Below are 17681 nucleotides of genomic sequence, written 5' to 3' on the forward strand. Positions count from 1 at the left end.
GGTAGGCGGGAAGGTCGGTGGGGTATTGAAGGAAATTGCCCTGTGCCGCAGCGCGTGTTTTGCCACAGATTGAAATAATTTCACGCTGTGAGAAAAGTCAGCTGAAATTGTAGGATCACCGTCCCTAATTGACCCAAGGTTGATATGACTTCGTTCTCGGAGCCTCCCAGTACCCGGCCGTCCTGGCCATCCTCCCTTTCCCGTCCCCGTGACGTTTCCCGCCTGAGTACCTGCCCATGGAATGGCTAGCCGACCCCACGGCCTGGCTGGGCCTTGCCACGCTGATCGTGCTCGAGCTGGTACTGGGTATCGACAACCTGGTGTTCATCGCGATTCTCGCCGACAAGCTGCCGCCCCATCAGCGCGACCGCGCGCGGGTGATCGGCCTGTCGCTGGCGCTGATCATGCGCCTGGGCCTGCTGGCCAGCATCTCGTGGATGGTGACGCTGACCGCGCCGCTGTTCGAGGTGTTCGACAAGAGCTTCTCGGGCCGTGACCTGATCATGCTGTTCGGCGGTGTGTTCCTGCTGTTCAAGGCCACCATGGAGTTGCACGAGCGTCTCGAAGGGCATGTCGCCCACCATCAGGGCCCGGCGCGCCATTCGGCGTTCTGGCCGATCGTGGCGCAGATCGTGGTACTCGATGCAGTGTTCTCGCTGGACGCGGTGATTACCGCCGTGGGCATGGTCGAGCACCTGTCGATCATGATGATCGCGGTGATCTTCTCCATCGGCATCATGATCGTCGCGAGCAAGCCGCTGACCCGCTTCGTCAACGCCCACCCCACGGTGATCATGCTGTGCCTGGGCTTTCTGATGATGATCGGCTTCAGCCTCACCGCCGAGGGCCTGGGCTTTCATATACCCAAGGGGTACCTGTATGCGGCAATCGGCTTCTCGATCCTGATCGAGCTGTTCAACCAGCTGGCCCGCGCCCGGCGCAAGCGCAGCCTGCAACAGCACCGGCCATTGCGCGAGCGCACCGCCCACGCGGTGATGCGCATGCTGGGCGGGCGCCGGTTGCAGGCCGACGAGGTGGGTGAGGACATCGCCGACCTGGTCGAGGATGGCGATGAACAGGTGCTGTTCGACCGCCGCGAACGGGTGATGATCAGCGGCGTGCTGAACCTGGCCGAACGCCCCATCAGAACGCTGATGACGGTGCGCGCCAAAGTCGACTTCATCGACCTGGCGCAACCGCCGGAGGCGATCCGTACCGCGCTGATGCATTCGTCCTACTCGCGCCTGCCGCTGATTCGCCAGGGGCGGGTGGAGGAGCCGCTGGGCTTCGTGCACAAGAAGGAGCTGCTCAGGGAGCTGCTGGCCGGTCACGAGCCGGACCTGGAGCGCCTGGCGCGCACGCCGCTGAACCTGCTGGAGAGTTTCAGCATCCTCAACGCGCTGGAGCAGATGCGCAGCCAGTCGACCCACATCGCCTTCGTGGTCAACGAATTCGGCGACTTCACCGGCGTGCTGACCATGACCGACATCCTCGAGTCCATCGCCGGCGAGCTGCCCGATGCCAGTGAAGTCGAAGGGCCGGGCATCGTGCAGGCGCCGGACGGCTACCTGGTCAACGGCGCGCTGAACCTGCGCCAGATCCAGGCGCAGATCGGCTTTGCGGCCAAGCCCACCGAGGACTACCAGACCCTCGCCGGCCTGGTCATGAGCCTGCTCGACCGCCTGCCGCGGGTGGGCGATCAACTGACCTGGGGCGACTGGCTGATGACCGTCGAGGCCGTGCAGGAGCGCCGGGTGCGGCAGGTACGGCTTACACCGAACGCCGCCGCTGACGCAGCAGGTGCCTGACCCCCTCGAGCACCAGCACCACCACTGCCAGCCAGATCGGCAGGTAGGTCAGCCACTGATCCGGGGCGATGCTCTCGCCCAGGATCAGGGCCACCGCCACCAGCAGCACCGGTTCCACATAGCTGAGCAGGCCGAACAGGCTGAACGCCAGCAGACGGCTGGCCATCACGTAGGTGACCAGCGCCAGGGCGCTGATCACGCCCAGGATCGGGATCAGCACATAGAGCTGCGGGTGGGCCAGCAGGTCGGCTGCGCTCAGCGGGCCCTGCACGATGAAGTACACCGAGGGCGGCATCATCAGGCACATGTCGGCCCACAGCCCGCCCAGGTGATCGGTGCGCAACTTGCGCCGCAAGATGAAGTAGAACGGGTAGCCGCCGGCCACCAGCAGGGTTTCCCAGGCGAACGAGCCATGGCGTATCAGTTCATGCCCCACCCCCACCACGGCGCAGGCCACGGCGACCTTCTGCAGGCGTGACAGGCGCTCGCCATACACCACCCGCCCGGTCAGCACCATGGTCAGCGGCAGCAGGAAGTACCCCAGCGACACCTCCATGCTGCGCCCGTGCAGCGGTGCCCACAGGAACACCCACAGCTGCAGCCCCATCAATGTCGAGGTACCCACCAGCCCCAGCAACAGCAGCGGGTTGCGCCGGATGCGCTGCAGTACGCCGATTGCCAGTGGCCAGTCCTTGGACAGCAGCATGAACAGCGTGATGCACGGCAGGGTCAGCAGCATGCGCCAACCGAAGATTTCCTCGCCGTCGAGGGGGGTGAGCAGGGAGGTGTAGTAGTACATCAGGGCGAACAGACACGACGCCATGACCGATGAAACGATGCCTCTGGACAAGGGGGCCTCGGGAGCACGAAGGGGTAGGGAAGTGGTGAGCGCGCATGATCTCAGGGGCGCGTCACCTGGGCAACCGGCTGTGTGCCCAATGCAGCCACGAACTCGGCCAACGGCATCGGCCGGGCGAACAGGTAGCCCTGCTGGAAGTCCACCCGGTGCCGGGCCAGGTAGTCGCGCTGGGCGATGGTCTCCACGCCCTCGGCGACGATGCCCAGGCCCAGCTTGCCCGACAGCTCGATGATGCTGTCGAGGATATGCAGCGACAGGGCATCGACGCCGATCATGGCCACGAAGCTCTGGTCGATCTTCAGGTAGTCGACCTTGAACTGGCGCAGGTAGCCCAGGCTCGACTGGCCGGTGCCGAAGTCATCGATGGCGATCATCACCCCCAGGGCCTGCAGACTTGCGAACAGCTGCTCGGTGGTGTCGCTGGGTACCACCAGCTTGCGCTCGGTCAGCTCCAGGGTCAGGATCACCCGGCCAGGCGGGAAGGCGGCGAGAAAATCGCGGCAGTCGTCATACAGGGCCATGTCCTGGCAGTGATCGGCAGTGATGTTGATGCCCACATGAAAGCCGTCGCCAAAGGTCTGGGCGTGGGGCGCCAGGCCTTCGGCCACGCGCTGCATCAGGCGCCGGGTCATGGGCACGATCTGGCCGCTGTGCTCGGCATAGGGAATGAACAGGTCAGGGCGCACCATGCCTTCGCGCGGGTGCTGCCAGCGCATCAGCACCTCGGCGCCGGCCCAGCGGTAGTCACCCTCGCGCACCACCGGCTGGAAGTACGGGATGAACTCGTCGGCCTCCAGTGCCCGTTGCAGCTCCACCCGTGGCGAACTGGCCCTGCGCAGCTGCCAGCGGCAGGCCGCGCCGGCCATCACGCCCAGCAGGGTCACCAGGCCGAACAGCCCCGGGTACTCGGCGCGCATCAGGCGCCAGGGCTCGCCAGCGGCATAACCGCTGTGCACCGAAAAACGATAGCGCTGCGAGGCCTGCTGCGTCGGCGCCACGGCAAACACCGGGGGCGGGCCCTGGTGCACCACGCCGTCTTCGCCCATCCAGTTGGGGCCTACCTGCAGCACCAGGGTGGTGCCCTGGTCGAGCAGCTCCAGGGCGCTGCTCAGGTGGTCGCCATCGACGGTGGTGATGGCGCCGTCGTTGCCCTTGCTGAGCCGGTAGGCCAGCAGCGCATGGCCGGGCGTCACCGAGTTGCCGTTCATCAACCACAGGCTGCCATCGACATAGTCCTTGGCATCCACCGGCTCGCTGAAGTTGCCAAACAGCGAACTGCAGTACAGGTCATTGTCACGAAACAGGTTGCTGGAGCGCACGAACGAGCCGCGTGTCACCTGTTCGCGCAGGGCCAATGTGGCCTCTGCGCAGGGTTGGCGGGTCAGGGGCAGCAGGGCCTGGGCGGCGCCGGCGATATTGTCGAGGATGCGATCGAAGTGCCCGGTGACCAGGGCGGCCGTGTTCGCGGCCCTGGCCTCGAGCTCACGCTGTGCCTGCCAGTGCATGATCAGCACGCCGGACACCACCGGTATCGCCCCCACCAGCCATGGCAGCAGGGCTCGCAGGGTCCAGCGACCGGGGCGTTTTTTCGTGAGGGGCATGGTGGCTACCTGTGCGGGATGAGCGCGGATGATTTCAAGGGCAGGGTTTCCCTGGTACCCCGAGCGCACAGCATAGCCGTTCATCGGCCTGTATACAGCTGAGGCGTCAGCCTGATGTACTGCAGGGGAGGCTGCCGCTGTCGGCAGGCCCGGGCACTAAAGTACTTACAATTTTTCTTACGCCCTGTAGAATCGCGTTACGCATACAATAATAAGGTCCTTCGCCACTGGAGGATCAGACGGCCGAGAATAGGTCCCATATGAAGTGTCATGGGTTCAAACTGATTTATGGTGACTACCTCGCCCGCAGTGTGAGGGGCATCTCCTGCGCGCCGCCACGTTCGCTCCACATCGACAGCAAGCTACCCCTGTGATTTGAACGCTTTGATGATGAGGAAACGAACATGGCAGATATCTTCGAAAACCCGATGGGCCTGATGGGCTTCGAGTTCATTGAACTGGCCGCACCTGTCCCGGGTACCCTGGAGCCGATCTTCCAGATCATGGGCTTCACCAAGGTTGCCAGCCACCGCTCCAAGGACGTGCACCTGTACCGTCAGGGCGGCATCAACCTGATCCTGAACAACGAACCCAAGAGCGTGGCGTCCTACTTTGCCGCCGAGCATGGTCCGTCGGTGTGCGGCATGGCCTTCCGTGTGCGCAATGCCCATGAAGCCTATGCCCGTGCCCTGGAGCTGGGTGCCCAGCCGGTCGAGATCGAGACCGGGCCGATGGAACTGCGCCTGCCGGCGATCAAGGGTATCGGCGGCGCGCCGCTGTACCTGATCGACCGTTTCGAGGAAGGCAGCTCGATCTACGACATCGACTTCAAGTGGATCGAAGGCGTGGACCGCAACCCGGTCGGCGCCGGCCTCAAGATCATCGACCACCTGACCCACAACGTGTATCGCGGGCGCATGGCCTACTGGGCCGGCTTCTACGAGAAGCTGTTCAACTTCCGCGAGATCCGCTACTTCGACATCAAGGGTGAGTACACCGGCCTGACCTCCAAGGCCATGACCGCCCCCGACGCGATGATCCGTATCCCGCTGAACGAGGAGTCCTCCAAGGGCGCCGGCCAGATCGAAGAGTTCCTGATGCAGTTCAACGGCGAGGGCATCCAGCATGTCGCCTTCCTCACCGACGACCTGATCAAGAGCTGGGACGCGCTGAAAAAGCTCGGCATGCGTTTCATGACCGCGCCGCCGGACACCTACTACGAAATGCTCGAAGGCCGCCTGCCGAACCACGGCGAGCCGGTGGGCGAGCTGCAGTCGCGGGGCATTCTGCTGGACGGCTCGTCCGAGGCGGGCGACAAGCGCCTGCTGCTGCAGATCTTCTCCGAAACCCTGATGGGCCCGGTGTTCTTCGAGTTCATCCAGCGCAAGGGTGACGACGGCTTCGGCGAGGGCAACTTCAAGGCCCTGTTCGAATCCATCGAGCGCGACCAGGTTCGCCGCGGTGTACTGACCGCCGAATAAACGCGGCGCGTATGCAAAAAGGCCATCGAGCATGCCTCGATGGCCTTTTTTTGTGCCTGCGCCGGCCTCAACCGTAACGACGGACCGATGGCGCGCGGCGGTTGCGAAACAGCGTCCAGTACACCGCTGCCGAGGTCATGACGCCCACCAGCAGCAACGACGGGATGATGGCCTGGGCGTTGGACAGCATCGCCTGCCAGATATGGCCGTCCGGGTAGCCGCCATGGATGGTGTACCCGTAACTGGCGGACAGCACGCGGACATGCTGTTCGGAGTGATCGGGCAGCACGTCGTCGAAGGTGCTGCCCTCGCTCCACAGGTAATCGTCACCGAACTGCAGCACCAGATTGGCGCTGGCCTTTACCCGCTGCATCGTGGCTTGCAGGGTCTTGGCGTCGACCAGGGCCAGCACGCCGAGCGGGTACTCCTGCAGGCGGTAATACAGGATGGCCGAGTCCGGGGTCACATCGTTGCCCGGCTCCAGGCGCAGGCGCTGGTTGAAGAAGCTGCCCGGGTCGACCAGCAGCTGGTATTCGCCGTGCACCGTGCTGCAGTAGGCCCGGTTCTCGCGCACCAGCACCAGCGAGCGCAGCTCGGGGCGCATCACCACTTCGGTACGCAGGCTGGGCAGGGCCCGCGGGCAGGGGAAGTCCGCCAGGTTGAGCACCTTGTTGCTGGCATTGTGCAGCGAGTCGAGGATGCGATCGATGTCCTGCTGGGTGTGCTGGATCGAGACCAGGGTCGACTCGGCCAGCATCTTTTCCACCTGCCAGCTCATGATCAACAGGCCGCACCCCACAGGGGTCAGGCCGATCAACAGGATGACCAGCAGTTCCAGCAGCACACGGCCAGCGCGAAATTTGTGACGGGGCATGATTCACCTATGTTGACAGAGCGGGCCGCAGGGGCGCGCGGGCATCTTGAGCGGATGCCGTTCAGCATAAGTGAGGGGCGTAGTTTGCCCTTGTAAGACGCGACGACATTGGCCGTGCTATTCGTCGACGCTCCGGGGGGCTAGCCTGCCTTCGATGCGGCCAGTACTGCCAGCACCTGGCGTGCGACAGCGGCCGAGGAGGCGGGGTTCTGCCCGGTGATCAGGCGCCCCTCGCGCTGGTCGCGCACCACGTATTCCTGCCAGGGGTCCTCGGCCTTGCTGTACAGGCCACCGCGCGCGGCCAGTTCGTTCTCGGTCAGAAACGGCACCACCTTGTCCAGTTCGACCAGTTGTTCCTCGACGTTGGAGAACCCGGTAACCTCGCGGTCCTTGAGCAGCAGGGTGTTGTCACTGAGCTTGATGTTGAGCAGGCCGACCGCGCCATGGCACACCGAGGCCACCACGCCGCCGGCCTCGAAGATCTGGCGCGCCAGGCCCTGCAATGCCGTGTTGTCGGGGAAGTCCCAGATCACCCCGTGGCCGCCGGTGAAATAGATCGCGTGGTAGTCCTGCGCCTTGACCTGGTCAGGGGCCAGGGTGGCGCCCAGGCGGTTCATGAACGCCTTGTCGTCGTACCACTGCCAATCCAGGTCCGGGGCCATGCTCAGGCTGTGCGGGTCGATCGGCACGTAACCGCCGGCGGGGCTCACATAGTCCACCTTGTAGCCGGCCTTCTCGATCACCGCAACGAAGTGCACGGCTTCGCCCAGCCACAGCCCGGTGGCGCGCTTGAGGCTCGGATACCTGGCGGTATTGGTCAGCACTACCAGTACTTTCTTGCTCATTGCAGCGTTCCTCTGGTGATCGGGCGCGGGGAGGGGTGGGGCGAAGCAAACCTATAGAGCATAGTCGCGGCCGCAAAACCCGCCATCGCCCAGGGCGTTGTGCTAGTTTCCACCCATACAGCCGCTGTCACAGGAGTCACCGCCATCATGTCCACACACACCGATCCGTTCATGCAGGCCGCCATCGACGAAGCGCAGAAGAGCCTGGCAGAAGGTGGCATTCCCATCGGCTCGGTGATCGTGCACCAGGGCAGGATCATCGGACGCGGCCACAACCGCCGGGTGCAACAGGGCAGCGCGATACTGCACGGTGAAATGAGCGCGCTCGAAGATGCCGGGCGCCAGCCGGCCAGCGTGTACGCCGACGCCACCCTCTATACCACCCTGTCACCCTGCGCCATGTGCAGCGGCGCCATCCTGCTGTACGGCATCAAGCAGGTGGTGATCGGCGAGCACCACACCTTCCTGGGCGAGGAGGCCCTGCTGCAGAGCCGTGGCGTGAACCTGCAGGTGCTGCATGACGCCACCTGCACCGGCCTGATGCGCGGATTCATCGAGGACCACCCCCAGCTCTGGAACGAAGATATCGGCGAGCAGTCCGAGCCTTGAGCCCCAAGGAAGCGCACCCGATCATGCACACCCCCCACTCTGAAGCGGCCCCGAACCTGTCGGGCGGCATGAGCGATGCGGTACGCCAGTTCGACTGGAGCCGCACCGCCCTGGGGCCGGCGCCGCAATGGCAGGCTTCGCTGCGCATCGCCGTGGACATGCTGCTGGCTTCCAAGTTTCCGGGTTGCCTGGTGTGGGGCCCCGAGCTGATCAGCATCCACAACGACGCGTTCGTGCCCTTGCTCGGCGCCAAGCCGGCGCCGCTGGGCAAGCCGCTGAGCGTGATCTGGAGCGACGTGTGGGACGATATCAGCGCCCTGGCGCAGCGGGCCTACGCCGGCGAAGCGGTGTTCATGGAAAACTTCGCGCTCGATACCGACCGCAACGGGGACGTGGAGCGGGCGTACTTCACCTTCTGCTACAGCCCGGTGCGCGACGAGTCCGGCCAGGTGGCGGGCTTTCTGAACACCGTGTTCGAAACCACCGAGACGGTCAGAAACGAGCAGGTGTGGCGCGAACGCGCCGATGCCTTCGAACAGAAGATCATGGAGCAGACCGCAGACCACGAACGCATCTGGGAGCTGTCCAGCGACATCATGATGCTGGTGCGCGAAGACCTGCAGATCTACGCCATCAATGCCTGCGGTCGCGAGCTGCTGGGCTGGGACGATTCGTTCATCGGCAGGCCGGTGCTGGAGCTATGCCATGTAGACGACCGCCCGGGCATCGAAGCGGTGCACCAGCAACTGCGGGCCGGGCAGACCGTGCAGGGCTTCAAGTGCCGCTACCGTCACCGTGACGGCCATTACCGCTGGTTCAACTGGTCGATCGTGCCCAGCACCGGCATCTATACCGCCATCGGCCACGACATCACCCTGGACCAGGAGCGCGCCGCGGCCCTGGTGCAAGCCGAGGAACTGCTGCGCCAGAGCCAGAAGATGGATGCCGTGGGCCAGTTGACCGCCGGCATGGCGCACGACTTCAACAACCTGCTGACCGGCATCAGCGGCAGCCTGGAAATGATCGAGCGGCGTATCGGCAGTGGCCAGCTGGACGGCCTGGATCGCTACATCGCCGCCGCCAAGGAGGCGTCCCAGCGCGCGGCGGTGCTCACCCACCGCCTGCTGGCATTCGCCCGGCGCCAGCCCCTCGACCCGCGCCCGGCAGACCTCAATGCCCTGGTGCACGGCATGGACGCCCTGATCCGCCAGACCCTGGGCCCGGACATCGCCCTGCAGCTGAAGGTCGAGCCGCAGCTGTGGCGCACCCTGGTGGACGCCAACCAGCTGGAAAACGCCTTGCTCAACCTGTGCATCAACGCACGCGATGCGATGCGCGCCGGCGGGCGGCTGACCATCAGTACCGGCAACGAACGCTACGATGCCCGGGTCGCAGGCAGGGACGGCCTGCCCCCTGGCGACTACTGCTCGCTGACGGTCGAGGACGACGGCCAGGGCATGAGCCCCCAGGTGATGGAACGCGCCTTCGAACCCTTCTTCACCACCAAGCCCGTGGGCCAGGGCACCGGCCTGGGCCTGTCGATGGTGTACGGTTTCGTGCGTCAGTCGGGCGGGCGGGTGTGGATCGAGGCGTCCGATACCGGCGGCACCCGCATCAGGCTGGTGCTGCCACGCTACTGTGGCGCCGACGGCCAGCCTGCAGCCAGCGTACCGGTGCAGGCCAAGGTCAGCGTGCCGGGCAAGGGGCGGATCCTGCTGATCGATGACGAACCGACCCTGCGCATGCTGATCAAGGAGGTGCTGCAACAGGAAGGCTACGACGTGATCGAGGCCGTGGATGGCCGTTCAGGCCTGGCGGCGTGCCTGGCCGGCCCGCCGGTCGACCTGCTGATCACCGACATCGGCCTGCCCGGCGGTTTCAGTGGGCGCCAGGTGGCCAGCGAGGTGCGCCGGCACAACCCGCAGCAGAACATACTGTTCATCACCGGCTACACCGACGAAGCCATCGCCCAGCGCGACACCCTCGAGGCGGGGGTGGAACTGCTGACCAAGCCCTTCCCGCTGGACCGCCTGCAGCGCAAGGTCAAGGCCATGCTTCAGCGCGCCGAGTCGCGCGGGCCGGGGGCCGGCACGCCGGCGGCCTGACTGGCCACGCGCTCCAGCAGCAGGTAGACGACGCAGGCCACCAGCAGCGGCAGCAGAAAGTACAGTACGCGGTAGGCAATCAGCGCCGCCAGCAGGGTGCCCTTGGCGTACTGGCCCTGCAGCAGGGTGATGAACACCGTCTCCAGCACCCCCAGGCCTGCCGGAATATGCGTGATCACCCCGGCAATGCTGCTGATCATCAGCACCCCGACGATGCTCGGGTAGCCCACCTTGTCCGGCAGCAGGGTGTAGATCACCAGCCCCATCAGCAGCCAGTTGCATGCCCCCATGACGGCCTGCAGCAGTGCCAGGCGGATGCCCGGCAGCGTGAGCACCTGCCCGCGCACCTGCCAGCTGCGGCGCCTGGCGAACGCGCAGGCGCCCAGGTAGGCCGCAGCGGCCAGCAGCATCAGCACACCGATCACGCGCAGCCCGCCGGTGCCGATCTCCATCCCCGCCGGCAGGCGCGGCAGGCCACAGGCGAACAGGCTGCCGGCCACCAGCAGGTAGCCCAGCCAGTTGGTCACCAGGCCCAGCCCGAGCAGGCGGCTGATGGTCGGTACATCCAGCCCCAGGCGCGAATACAGGCGATAGCGCAGGGCAACCCCGCCCACCCAGGCACTCAGGTTCAGGTTGAACGCGTAGCACACGAAGGCCAGCGGCACGACCTGGCGCGCCGGCAGCTGGTGGCCGGTGTAGCGCCGCCCCAGCAGGTCATAGCAGCTGAACAGCACGAAGCTGCACGCCGCAATCGCCCCGCCCAGCAGCAACACCCCGGGCGGGTACGACACCAAGGCGTGACGCACCTCGCCCCAGTCCTGGTTGCGCAGCAACATGAACAGCAATGTCGGTATCAGGATGAAGAACGCCAGGGTCAGGGCCCGGCGCGCCCATTGCCAGTGTGTGCCGGAAAGCTTCATGACAGTGGCTCCTGGAGCGCCGCTGGCGGCTGCAGCGGCTTGAGCCGGGGCTGGTGCGCAGGCAGCCAGCCGACGATGGCCGGGAACAGGCGAGTGAAGTGGAACGCCATGAAAATCAGCGGTGCGCGCCACCAGTAGCCGCGCAGCACCCGTTGCAGGGTCACCGGCTTGCATTGGCTGTGGGCCAGCGCCTGCAGGTGCTCGCCCAGCAGCTGGTTGAAGGCCTGGTCGCGGATCACCAGGTTGGCCTCGAGGTTCAGCGACAGGCTCAGCGGGTCGAGGTTGCTCGACCCCACCGTGGACCACTCGCGGTCCACCACCGCGACCTTGCCGTGCAGCGGGCGCTCGCAGTACTCGTGAATGCGCACGCCGTCGCGCAGCAGGTAGTTGTAGAGCATGCGCGAGCACAGCCGCACCAGCGGCATGTCGGGCATGCCCTGCAGGATCAGGGTGACGTCCACGCCACGCCGGGCCGCATTGCGCAGGGCTCGCAGCATCCGGTAGCCGGGGAAGAAATAGGCGTTGGCGATGATGATCCGTTCGCGCGCGGTGACGATGGCGCGCATGTAGTGCTGCTCGATGTCGGTGGGGTGCTCGGCGTTGTCGCGGATGCACAGGCACATGCGCGCCTGCACGCTGTCGGCACTGATCGGCGGTGCCCGGCGCCACCAGCCCCGGGGCCGCACAGGGCGGGCGCGCTGGGCGTCGAGCAGGGTCAGGGTGGCCTGCTGCAGGTCGGCCACGATCGGCCCCCGTACCCGCACGGCGTAGTCCTGCTTGGCCATCGGCCCGAAGTCGGCCAGGTGGTCGGCGCTGTAGTTGATTCCGCCGACAAAGGCAGTGTGCCCGTCGATCACCAGGATCTTGCGGTGCAGGCGGCGGAACAGGTTGGTGCGCAGCCCCAGCCGCCGCGGGCTCGGGTCGAACGCCTGCAGGTGCACACCGGCCTGGCTCAGCGCCAGCAGAAAGGCGCTGCTCAGGTCGGCGGTGCCATAACCGTCCACCAGCACCTCCACCTGCACGCCGCGTTGCGCTGCCTCGATCAATACCTGTTGCAGCTGCTTGCCGACCTTGTCCTCGAAAATGATGAAGGTCTCCAGCAGCACCTGCTCCCTGGCATTGGCAATCGCCTCGAAGGCGGCCGGGAAGTACGCCTCGCCATTGATCAGCAATTGCACCTCGTTATCCTCGCGCCAGTCGGCCTTCATAGCAGTACCTCCACGAACAGCGGCAAGTGGTCTGACAGGTGCGACCAGGGTTTGCGCCCCATCACCCGGGGTTGCCGGGCCTGGGCGTTGCGCACATAGATACGGTCCAGGCACAGCAGCGGCCAGCGCGCCGGAAAGCTGCGTGCGGGGCGCCCGTGGGCCTGGGTGAACACCTCCACCAGGCCGCAGCCGGCCAGGTGCTGGTCGGCGCGCTGGCGCCAGTCATTGAAGTCGCCCGCCACGATCACCGGCGCTTCGGCGGGCAGGCTGTCCAGCAGCCGGCACAGCAGGCGCAACTGCTTGACGCGCTGGCGCTCGTCCAGCCCCAGGTGCGCGCACACGGTGTGCAGCGGACGCTGGCCGGGTACATCGAGCACGGCGTGGAGCAGGCCGCGGCGCTCGCTGCCGGTCACGCTCACATCGAGGTTTTCGTAATGCCGGATGGCGAACTTGGACAGCAGCGCATTGCCGTGCTCGCCGTCCGGGTACACCGCATTGCGCCCGTAGGCGTACTGCGGCCACAGGCTGTCGGCCAGGAACTCGTACTGCGGCACGTGGGACCAGTCCGGGTGGCGGCTGGCATGGCCACGGTGGCTGCCCAGCACCTCCTGCAGAAACACCAGGTCGGCGTCCTGGCTGCGCACGGCCTCGCGCAGCTCGGGCAGCACATAACGCCGGTTGAACGCGCTGAAGCCCTTGTGCACATTCACCGTAAGCACCCGCACGGCGTGCTCGGTGACCTGCCGGCTGGCCACCGGCGGGGGCTGGGGCAGGCTCATGGGAGGTTGCCCGGGCCGAGCATCTGCGCCACCTTGCGCGTCAGCTGGGTGAACTTGAATGGCTTGTTGATCATCTGCATGCCCGGGTCGAGAAAGCCCCGGCACGAGGTGGCGTTTTCGGCATAGCCGGTGATGAACAGCACCTTCAGCCCCGGGCGCAGCTTGCGCGCGATCTCCGCCAGCTGACGCCCGTTCATCCCCGGCAGCCCCACATCGCTGATCAGCAGGTCGATCGGCCGGTCGGAGCGCAGAACCGACAGTGCCAGGCTGGCGTCGGCCACCTCGCAGCACTGGTAGCCCTGCTCGGCGAGGGTCTCGTGGACCAGCTGGCGCACCGTGTGGTCGTCCTCCACGATCAGCACGCGGTTGCTGCCATTGGCCTCCGGCGGCGGGCCGGGGGCGGGCGCTGGCGCGCCCTGTACATCCCCCACATGACGCGGCAGGTAGAGCTCGACCTGGGTGCCATGGCCGATGCTGCTGTACAGCGCCACGTGCCCCTGGGACTGGCGACTGAAGCCATACACCATCGACAGGCCCAGCCCGGTGCCCTGGCCGATGGGCTTGGTGGTGAAGAAGGGGTCGAAGGCGCGGTCCACGCTGCTTTGCGGCATGCCGCAGCCGTTGTCGTGCACGCTCAGCAGCACATAGTCGCCGCTGGCCAGCGGATGCCCGCCAGGCAACGGCTTGCCCTGGCGGCGGTTGCCGGCGTGGATGCGCAGCTCACCGCCGTTGGGCATGGCATCACGGGCGTTGCTCAGCAGGTTGTCGATGGCTTCGCGCAACTGCTGCGCGTCCACCTCGATGTGCCACAGGTCGGCGTCGAGGCTGACCTGCAGGTCGATCTGCGGGGTCAGCAGGGTGCGCAGCTGGTCGCCGTCCAGCAGGCTGGCCAGGCTGACCGGGCCCGCATCCAGCGGCTGACGGCTGGAGAATGCCAGCAGCCGATGGGTCATGCTGGCGGCGCGCTGCACCGCCCCCAGGCTCATGTCGATAAGCTTGGGCAGGTCTTCCTGGCGGCCCTGGGCAAGGCGCCGGCGGATCAGCTCCACGCTGCCGCCGATGCCGGTAAGCAGGTTGTTGAAGTCGTGGGCCACACCGCCGGCCAACTGGCCGATGGCTTCCATCTTCTGCGTGTGGCGCAGCTGTTGTTCGTCTTCGCGCAGGTGGCGCAGTTGCTCTTCCACCCGTTGCTCCAGGTCCTGCAGGCGGGCCGCGCTGTACTGGGCCTGGTACTGGCGACGGCGGGCGCGCAGCGAAGCGTGGGTCAGGGCCAGCAGGCCGCTGGGCTGGAACGGGCATGCCAGCAGGAACAGGTTGCCCAGCGCCGTGTGCAGGTCGGCGTCCGGCGCGCGGGCCGGGCTGGTCAGCAGCACCACCGGCAGGTCCGACCAGGCGGGCTGGGTACGCAGGTAGTTGTGCACGGGCGACTGCACGAAGGCGCCCAGGGACTCGTCGGCGATGATGGCCAGCCCCGCGCCCTGGCCCAGGGCATCGGCCATCTCGTCCAGGTCGCGGGTGGCCAGCGCCTGTATGCCGGCTTCGTCGAACAGGTTCAGCGCCAGGCGGCTGAGGGTGGGCGGGGCAAGTATCAGTGCGCGTTCGCCGTTTGGCACCGAATTGTTCACGGGCGATCTCCTTTGATAACGCACAGCCAGGCGATTGCCTTTTTATCCATGCACTATCACTGGACACGCCACTTTCGGCGGGGTTCAAAACGCTTGCGGGAGCCCGGACGAGGGGCCTCAGAGGCCTTGCTGCACCAGCGGATCGTCCGGGTTCTGCTGCTCCAGCTGGGCCAGCAACACCTGCACGTTCTGCAGCTGGCCGGTCTCTTTCCAGTAGCCGATCAGCAGCACCCGCGCCTTGCGGTTGGCCGGCTGGCGGGCGAGCAGGGTTTCGAGCTGCTTCTGCGCCACCTCGACCTGCTCCAGGCTGTGCAGGGTCAACGCCAGGGTATAGCGATACTCGGCGTTGTCCGGGTCCAGCGCCAGGGCCCGGTCGAACGCCAGCAGCGCGTATTCGTGCTGGTCGTGGCGCATCAGCCACAGGCCCAGCTCGTGTTGCAGGAAGGCCGAGTCGGGGTGGCGCTTGAGCGCCTGGGCCAGCAGCTCGCGGGAGGCATCGGCGTGGCCCTGGCTGTCGAGCAGGCGCACCTTGGCCGCCAGTGCCTCGAGGTCGTCGGGGGCCAGCGCCAATGCTCGCTCCAGTGCCTGCGCCGCCTCGTCTTCATGGCCCTCGTGCACGTACAGCCGGGCCAGGTGCACCTGGGCGGCGGCATCGTCGAGCTGCTTGAGCAAGGCCTGCTGGTACTGCTCCAGTGCCTGCTGCAGCGGGCCGTAGTACAGGCCGACATCGTCCGGGCCCAGCCCCAGCAGCGCATCGACCGCGGCAAAGCGCACGCTCTGCTCGGGGTCTTCGAGCATCGGCCCCAGCAGCACGCTGCGCTGCGGCGCCGGCACCAGCGCGCTGATGCTGGCGATCGCCGCGCGGCGCACCAGCGGGTCGTCGTGGCTCAGGTCCTGGTCGGCCAGCTTCAGCGCCAGCGGCGAAGGGTAGTTGGGCAGCTCGGCATGCAGGCTGGCGCGGCGAATGCCCGACAGGTCGGCGCGCGCCAGTTGCTGGTACAGCACCCGCGCCGCCCCCGGCTGCCCTTCATGGGCCATGGTCAGCGCCTTGGTGTAGCCATGGCTGGGGGCCGGCGCGGGGGCCGGGGCGTCACCCAGCCAGCCGTAGCCCAGCCCGATGACGAGCAGCACGAGCAGGCTGAGCAGTGTATAGAGGCGCGGTTTTGACATGCGGCATCCGGGCAGGCGGGGTGGGGCAAGCTTGGGTCAGCCAGGAAACGGAGTCAATCCGTTTTCCCCCTTCACCTGCCCGCGCCCTGCGCCGCAGCCCGTGCCGCGAGCCGTCAGGTGCGAAAATGCACCACCAGGCTCTGCAGGTCGCTGCCCAGGCGCGCCAGTTCGACGCTGGAGCTGGCGATCTCGCTGCTGGCCAGTGCCGACTGGTCGGCGGTTTCGCGCACATGCAGCACGTTGCGGGTGATTTCCTCGACCACCGTGGTCTGTTCTTCGGCGGCGCTGGCGATGCGCAGGCTCATCTGCTGGATGTCCGAGACCTGCCGGGTGATCGCCGCCAGCGCATCGCCGGTGTTGCGCACCCCGGTCACGGTCGACTGGGTCTGCTCCACGCTGGACTGCATGATCTGCGTGCTCTCGTTGGCAATGCGCTGCAACTCGCCGATCAGGTGCTCGATCTCCTCGGAAGACTGCTGGGTACGCTGGGCCAAGCTGCGCACCTCGTCGGCCACCACCGCGAAGCCGCGCCCGGCCTCGCCGGCACGTGCTGCCTCGATGGCGGCATTGAGCGCCAGCAGGTTGGTCTGCCCGGCCACGGCCTTGATCACCCCGAGCACGCTGGCGATACGGTCGATTTCCTGGTGCAGGCGGCTCATCGACTCGGCCGACACCCCGACCTCGCCGGCCAGCGCCTCGATCTGCACGATGGCATTGCGCGAGATGCCCGATGCGCCGCTGGCTTCCTCGTCGGCCTGGCGGGCCGCCTGGGCTGCGTCTTCGGAGTTGCGCGCCACGGCCTGCACCATCGAAGTCATCTGGTTCATGGCGGTGGCGACCCGGTCGGTGTCGCTGCGCTGGCTGTCGGTGCCGGCCTGGGTCTGGGTGGTGATGGTGGCCAGCTGGCTGGCCGATACCGCCAGTTGCGAGGAGCCGTGACCAATGCGCGTGATCACCTCGCGCAGACGCTGGCTCATGTCGCCGATAGCGCGCAGCAGCTGGCCCAGTTCGTCACGCCGATGGCTGTCCAGCTGCACGGTGAGGTCGCCGTGGGCGATGCGCTCGGCCGCCTCCAGGCTCTGGCGCAGCGGGCGCACGATCTGCCGGCCGATCAGCCAGGCGATCAGGGTGCCCAGCACCAGGGTCGCGACGGTCACGCCCAGCAGAATCGAGACCACCGTGGCCACGCTGGCGGCAGCGCGCTCCTCTTCCTTCTTGTACAGCACGTTGATGCTGCCCTGCAGGTCGGCCAGCAGGGCGTTGGCCTGCACCACCCGGGCGCTGTCGGGCGGGTCCAGGGCCAGGGCGGCCTGGTGGGTGGTGATGTAGCCCTGCAGGCCGTCGGCCAGTTGCTGCACGGTCTGCAGGTCTTCGGCGGGCCAGGCGCCGCGCTGCACGTCCTCGAGCACCGCGTTCAGTGCGCTGTGCAAGGCCTGCTGGTGGGTCTGGTGGGTGTCCAGGTGGGCGGCCTGGGGCGCCAGCGCGTACTGGTAGTTGGCCTCGCGGGCAAACACCGTTTCGTCGAACAGGGTGCTCAGTCGGTTGATCCGCTCGAACGAGGTCTTGTCGTTGTGCAACCCCTTGAGGCCGGTGGCGGCCAACCACACCGCCAGGGCCAGCATCAGCCCGAAGCCCAGTGCCAGTTTGCGGGTGACGGTGAGGTTTTCCAGTGAAAGTACGCGCAGCATGAACGCTCCTTAGAGTGGGGGGAACGTGGTTCCCGCCACACTATAGAAGCGCTGTCGCAGTGGATGAAGGCTAAGTGCCATACATCACGCCAAACGTTGATCCAGCTCA

Annotated in this window: 13 protein-coding genes and 2 pseudogenes; 4 read left to right on the forward strand and 11 right to left on the reverse strand. The window is 66.6% G+C overall.

The genetic code is table 11. The features are described from left to right. The first annotated feature begins 236 nt into the window (after nt 1-236). Complete coding sequence (locus FW760_RS24035; protein ID WP_043862931.1) at nt 237-1808, forward strand: TerC family protein; 1572 nt, start codon at nt 237-239, stop codon at nt 1806-1808. Here the strand turns inward: FW760_RS24035 and rarD are convergent. Then, the gene (gene rarD / locus FW760_RS24040; RefSeq protein ID WP_043862930.1) at nt 1771-2658 is read right to left on the reverse strand and encodes an EamA family transporter RarD; all 888 of its coding nucleotides are present in this window, start codon (nt 2656-2658) and stop codon (nt 1771-1773) included. The two genes, FW760_RS24035 and rarD, sit on opposite strands and share 38 nt — an antisense overlap. 50 nt (nt 2659-2708) lie before the next feature. After that, nucleotides 2709-4268 (reverse strand): EAL domain-containing protein, encoded by a 1560-nt coding sequence (locus FW760_RS24045; protein ID WP_446444043.1) that lies wholly within the window; start codon nt 4266-4268, stop codon nt 2709-2711. A 404-nt stretch (nt 4269-4672) separates the two neighbouring features. On the opposite strand from FW760_RS24045, the gene hppD reads away from it, so the two are divergent. Next, nucleotides 4673-5749: a 4-hydroxyphenylpyruvate dioxygenase gene (gene hppD, locus FW760_RS24050; protein ID WP_054915379.1), complete on the forward strand. Its 1077-nt coding sequence runs from the start codon at nt 4673-4675 to the stop codon at nt 5747-5749. Nucleotides 5750-5816: 67 nt separating this feature from the next. On the opposite strand, the gene FW760_RS24055 is transcribed toward hppD, so the two are convergent. Then, nucleotides 5817-6623, reverse strand: a complete 807-nt coding sequence (locus FW760_RS24055; RefSeq protein ID WP_043862927.1) for a CSS-motif domain-containing protein — start codon at nt 6621-6623, stop codon at nt 5817-5819. A gap of 140 nt (nt 6624-6763) precedes the next feature. Continuing rightward, the gene (locus tag FW760_RS24060) at nt 6764-7468 is read right to left on the reverse strand and encodes a type 1 glutamine amidotransferase domain-containing protein (protein WP_043862926.1); all 705 of its coding nucleotides are present in this window, start codon (nt 7466-7468) and stop codon (nt 6764-6766) included. Between the two features lie 147 nt (nt 7469-7615). Between FW760_RS24060 and FW760_RS24065 the strand changes: the two genes are divergently transcribed. Beyond that, nucleotides 7616-8077, forward strand: a complete 462-nt coding sequence (locus FW760_RS24065) for a nucleoside deaminase (RefSeq protein ID WP_446444044.1) — start codon at nt 7616-7618, stop codon at nt 8075-8077. A gap of 23 nt (nt 8078-8100) precedes the next feature. After that, the gene (locus tag FW760_RS24070) at nt 8101-10182 is read left to right on the forward strand and encodes an ATP-binding protein (RefSeq protein WP_446444045.1); all 2082 of its coding nucleotides are present in this window, start codon (nt 8101-8103) and stop codon (nt 10180-10182) included. On the opposite strand, the gene FW760_RS24075 is transcribed toward FW760_RS24070, so the two are convergent. The 7 genes and pseudogenes from FW760_RS24075 to FW760_RS24105 all read right to left on the reverse strand — a co-directional run. Continuing rightward, a complete protein-coding gene (locus FW760_RS24075) occupies nt 10134-11102 on the reverse strand; it encodes a lysylphosphatidylglycerol synthase domain-containing protein (RefSeq protein ID WP_286899413.1) in 969 nt (322 codons plus the stop codon). The two genes, FW760_RS24070 and FW760_RS24075, sit on opposite strands and share 49 nt — an antisense overlap. Next, nucleotides 11099-12310 (reverse strand): cardiolipin synthase ClsB, encoded by a 1212-nt coding sequence (clsB, locus tag FW760_RS24080; protein WP_236176897.1) that lies wholly within the window; start codon nt 12308-12310, stop codon nt 11099-11101. Before clsB ends, FW760_RS24075 begins: the two co-directional genes overlap by 4 nt. Continuing rightward, a complete protein-coding gene (locus tag FW760_RS24085; protein ID WP_446444046.1) occupies nt 12307-13089 on the reverse strand; it encodes an endonuclease/exonuclease/phosphatase family protein in 783 nt (260 codons plus the stop codon). The genes clsB and FW760_RS24085 overlap by 4 nt, the downstream gene beginning before the upstream one ends. Continuing rightward, complete coding sequence (locus tag FW760_RS24090; protein WP_446444047.1) at nt 13086-14714, reverse strand: response regulator; 1629 nt, start codon at nt 14712-14714, stop codon at nt 13086-13088. The genes FW760_RS24085 and FW760_RS24090 overlap by 4 nt, the downstream gene beginning before the upstream one ends. Nucleotides 14715-14831: 117 nt before the next feature. Further along, entirely contained in the window at nt 14832-15884 is a 1053-nt protein-coding gene (locus tag FW760_RS24095; protein WP_236176898.1) for a tetratricopeptide repeat protein, read from the reverse strand. Between the two features lie 113 nt (nt 15885-15997). Continuing rightward, nucleotides 15998-16567, reverse strand: a pseudogene (locus tag FW760_RS24100) (methyl-accepting chemotaxis protein); the annotation flags it as partial. 285 nt (nt 16568-16852) lie between these two features. After that, a pseudogene (locus tag FW760_RS24105) lies at nt 16853-17572 on the reverse strand (HAMP domain-containing protein); the annotation flags it as partial. Between the last annotated feature and the right edge of the window lie 109 nt (nt 17573-17681).

It is taken from the genome of Pseudomonas sp. 1176_21, assembly GCF_052850635.1.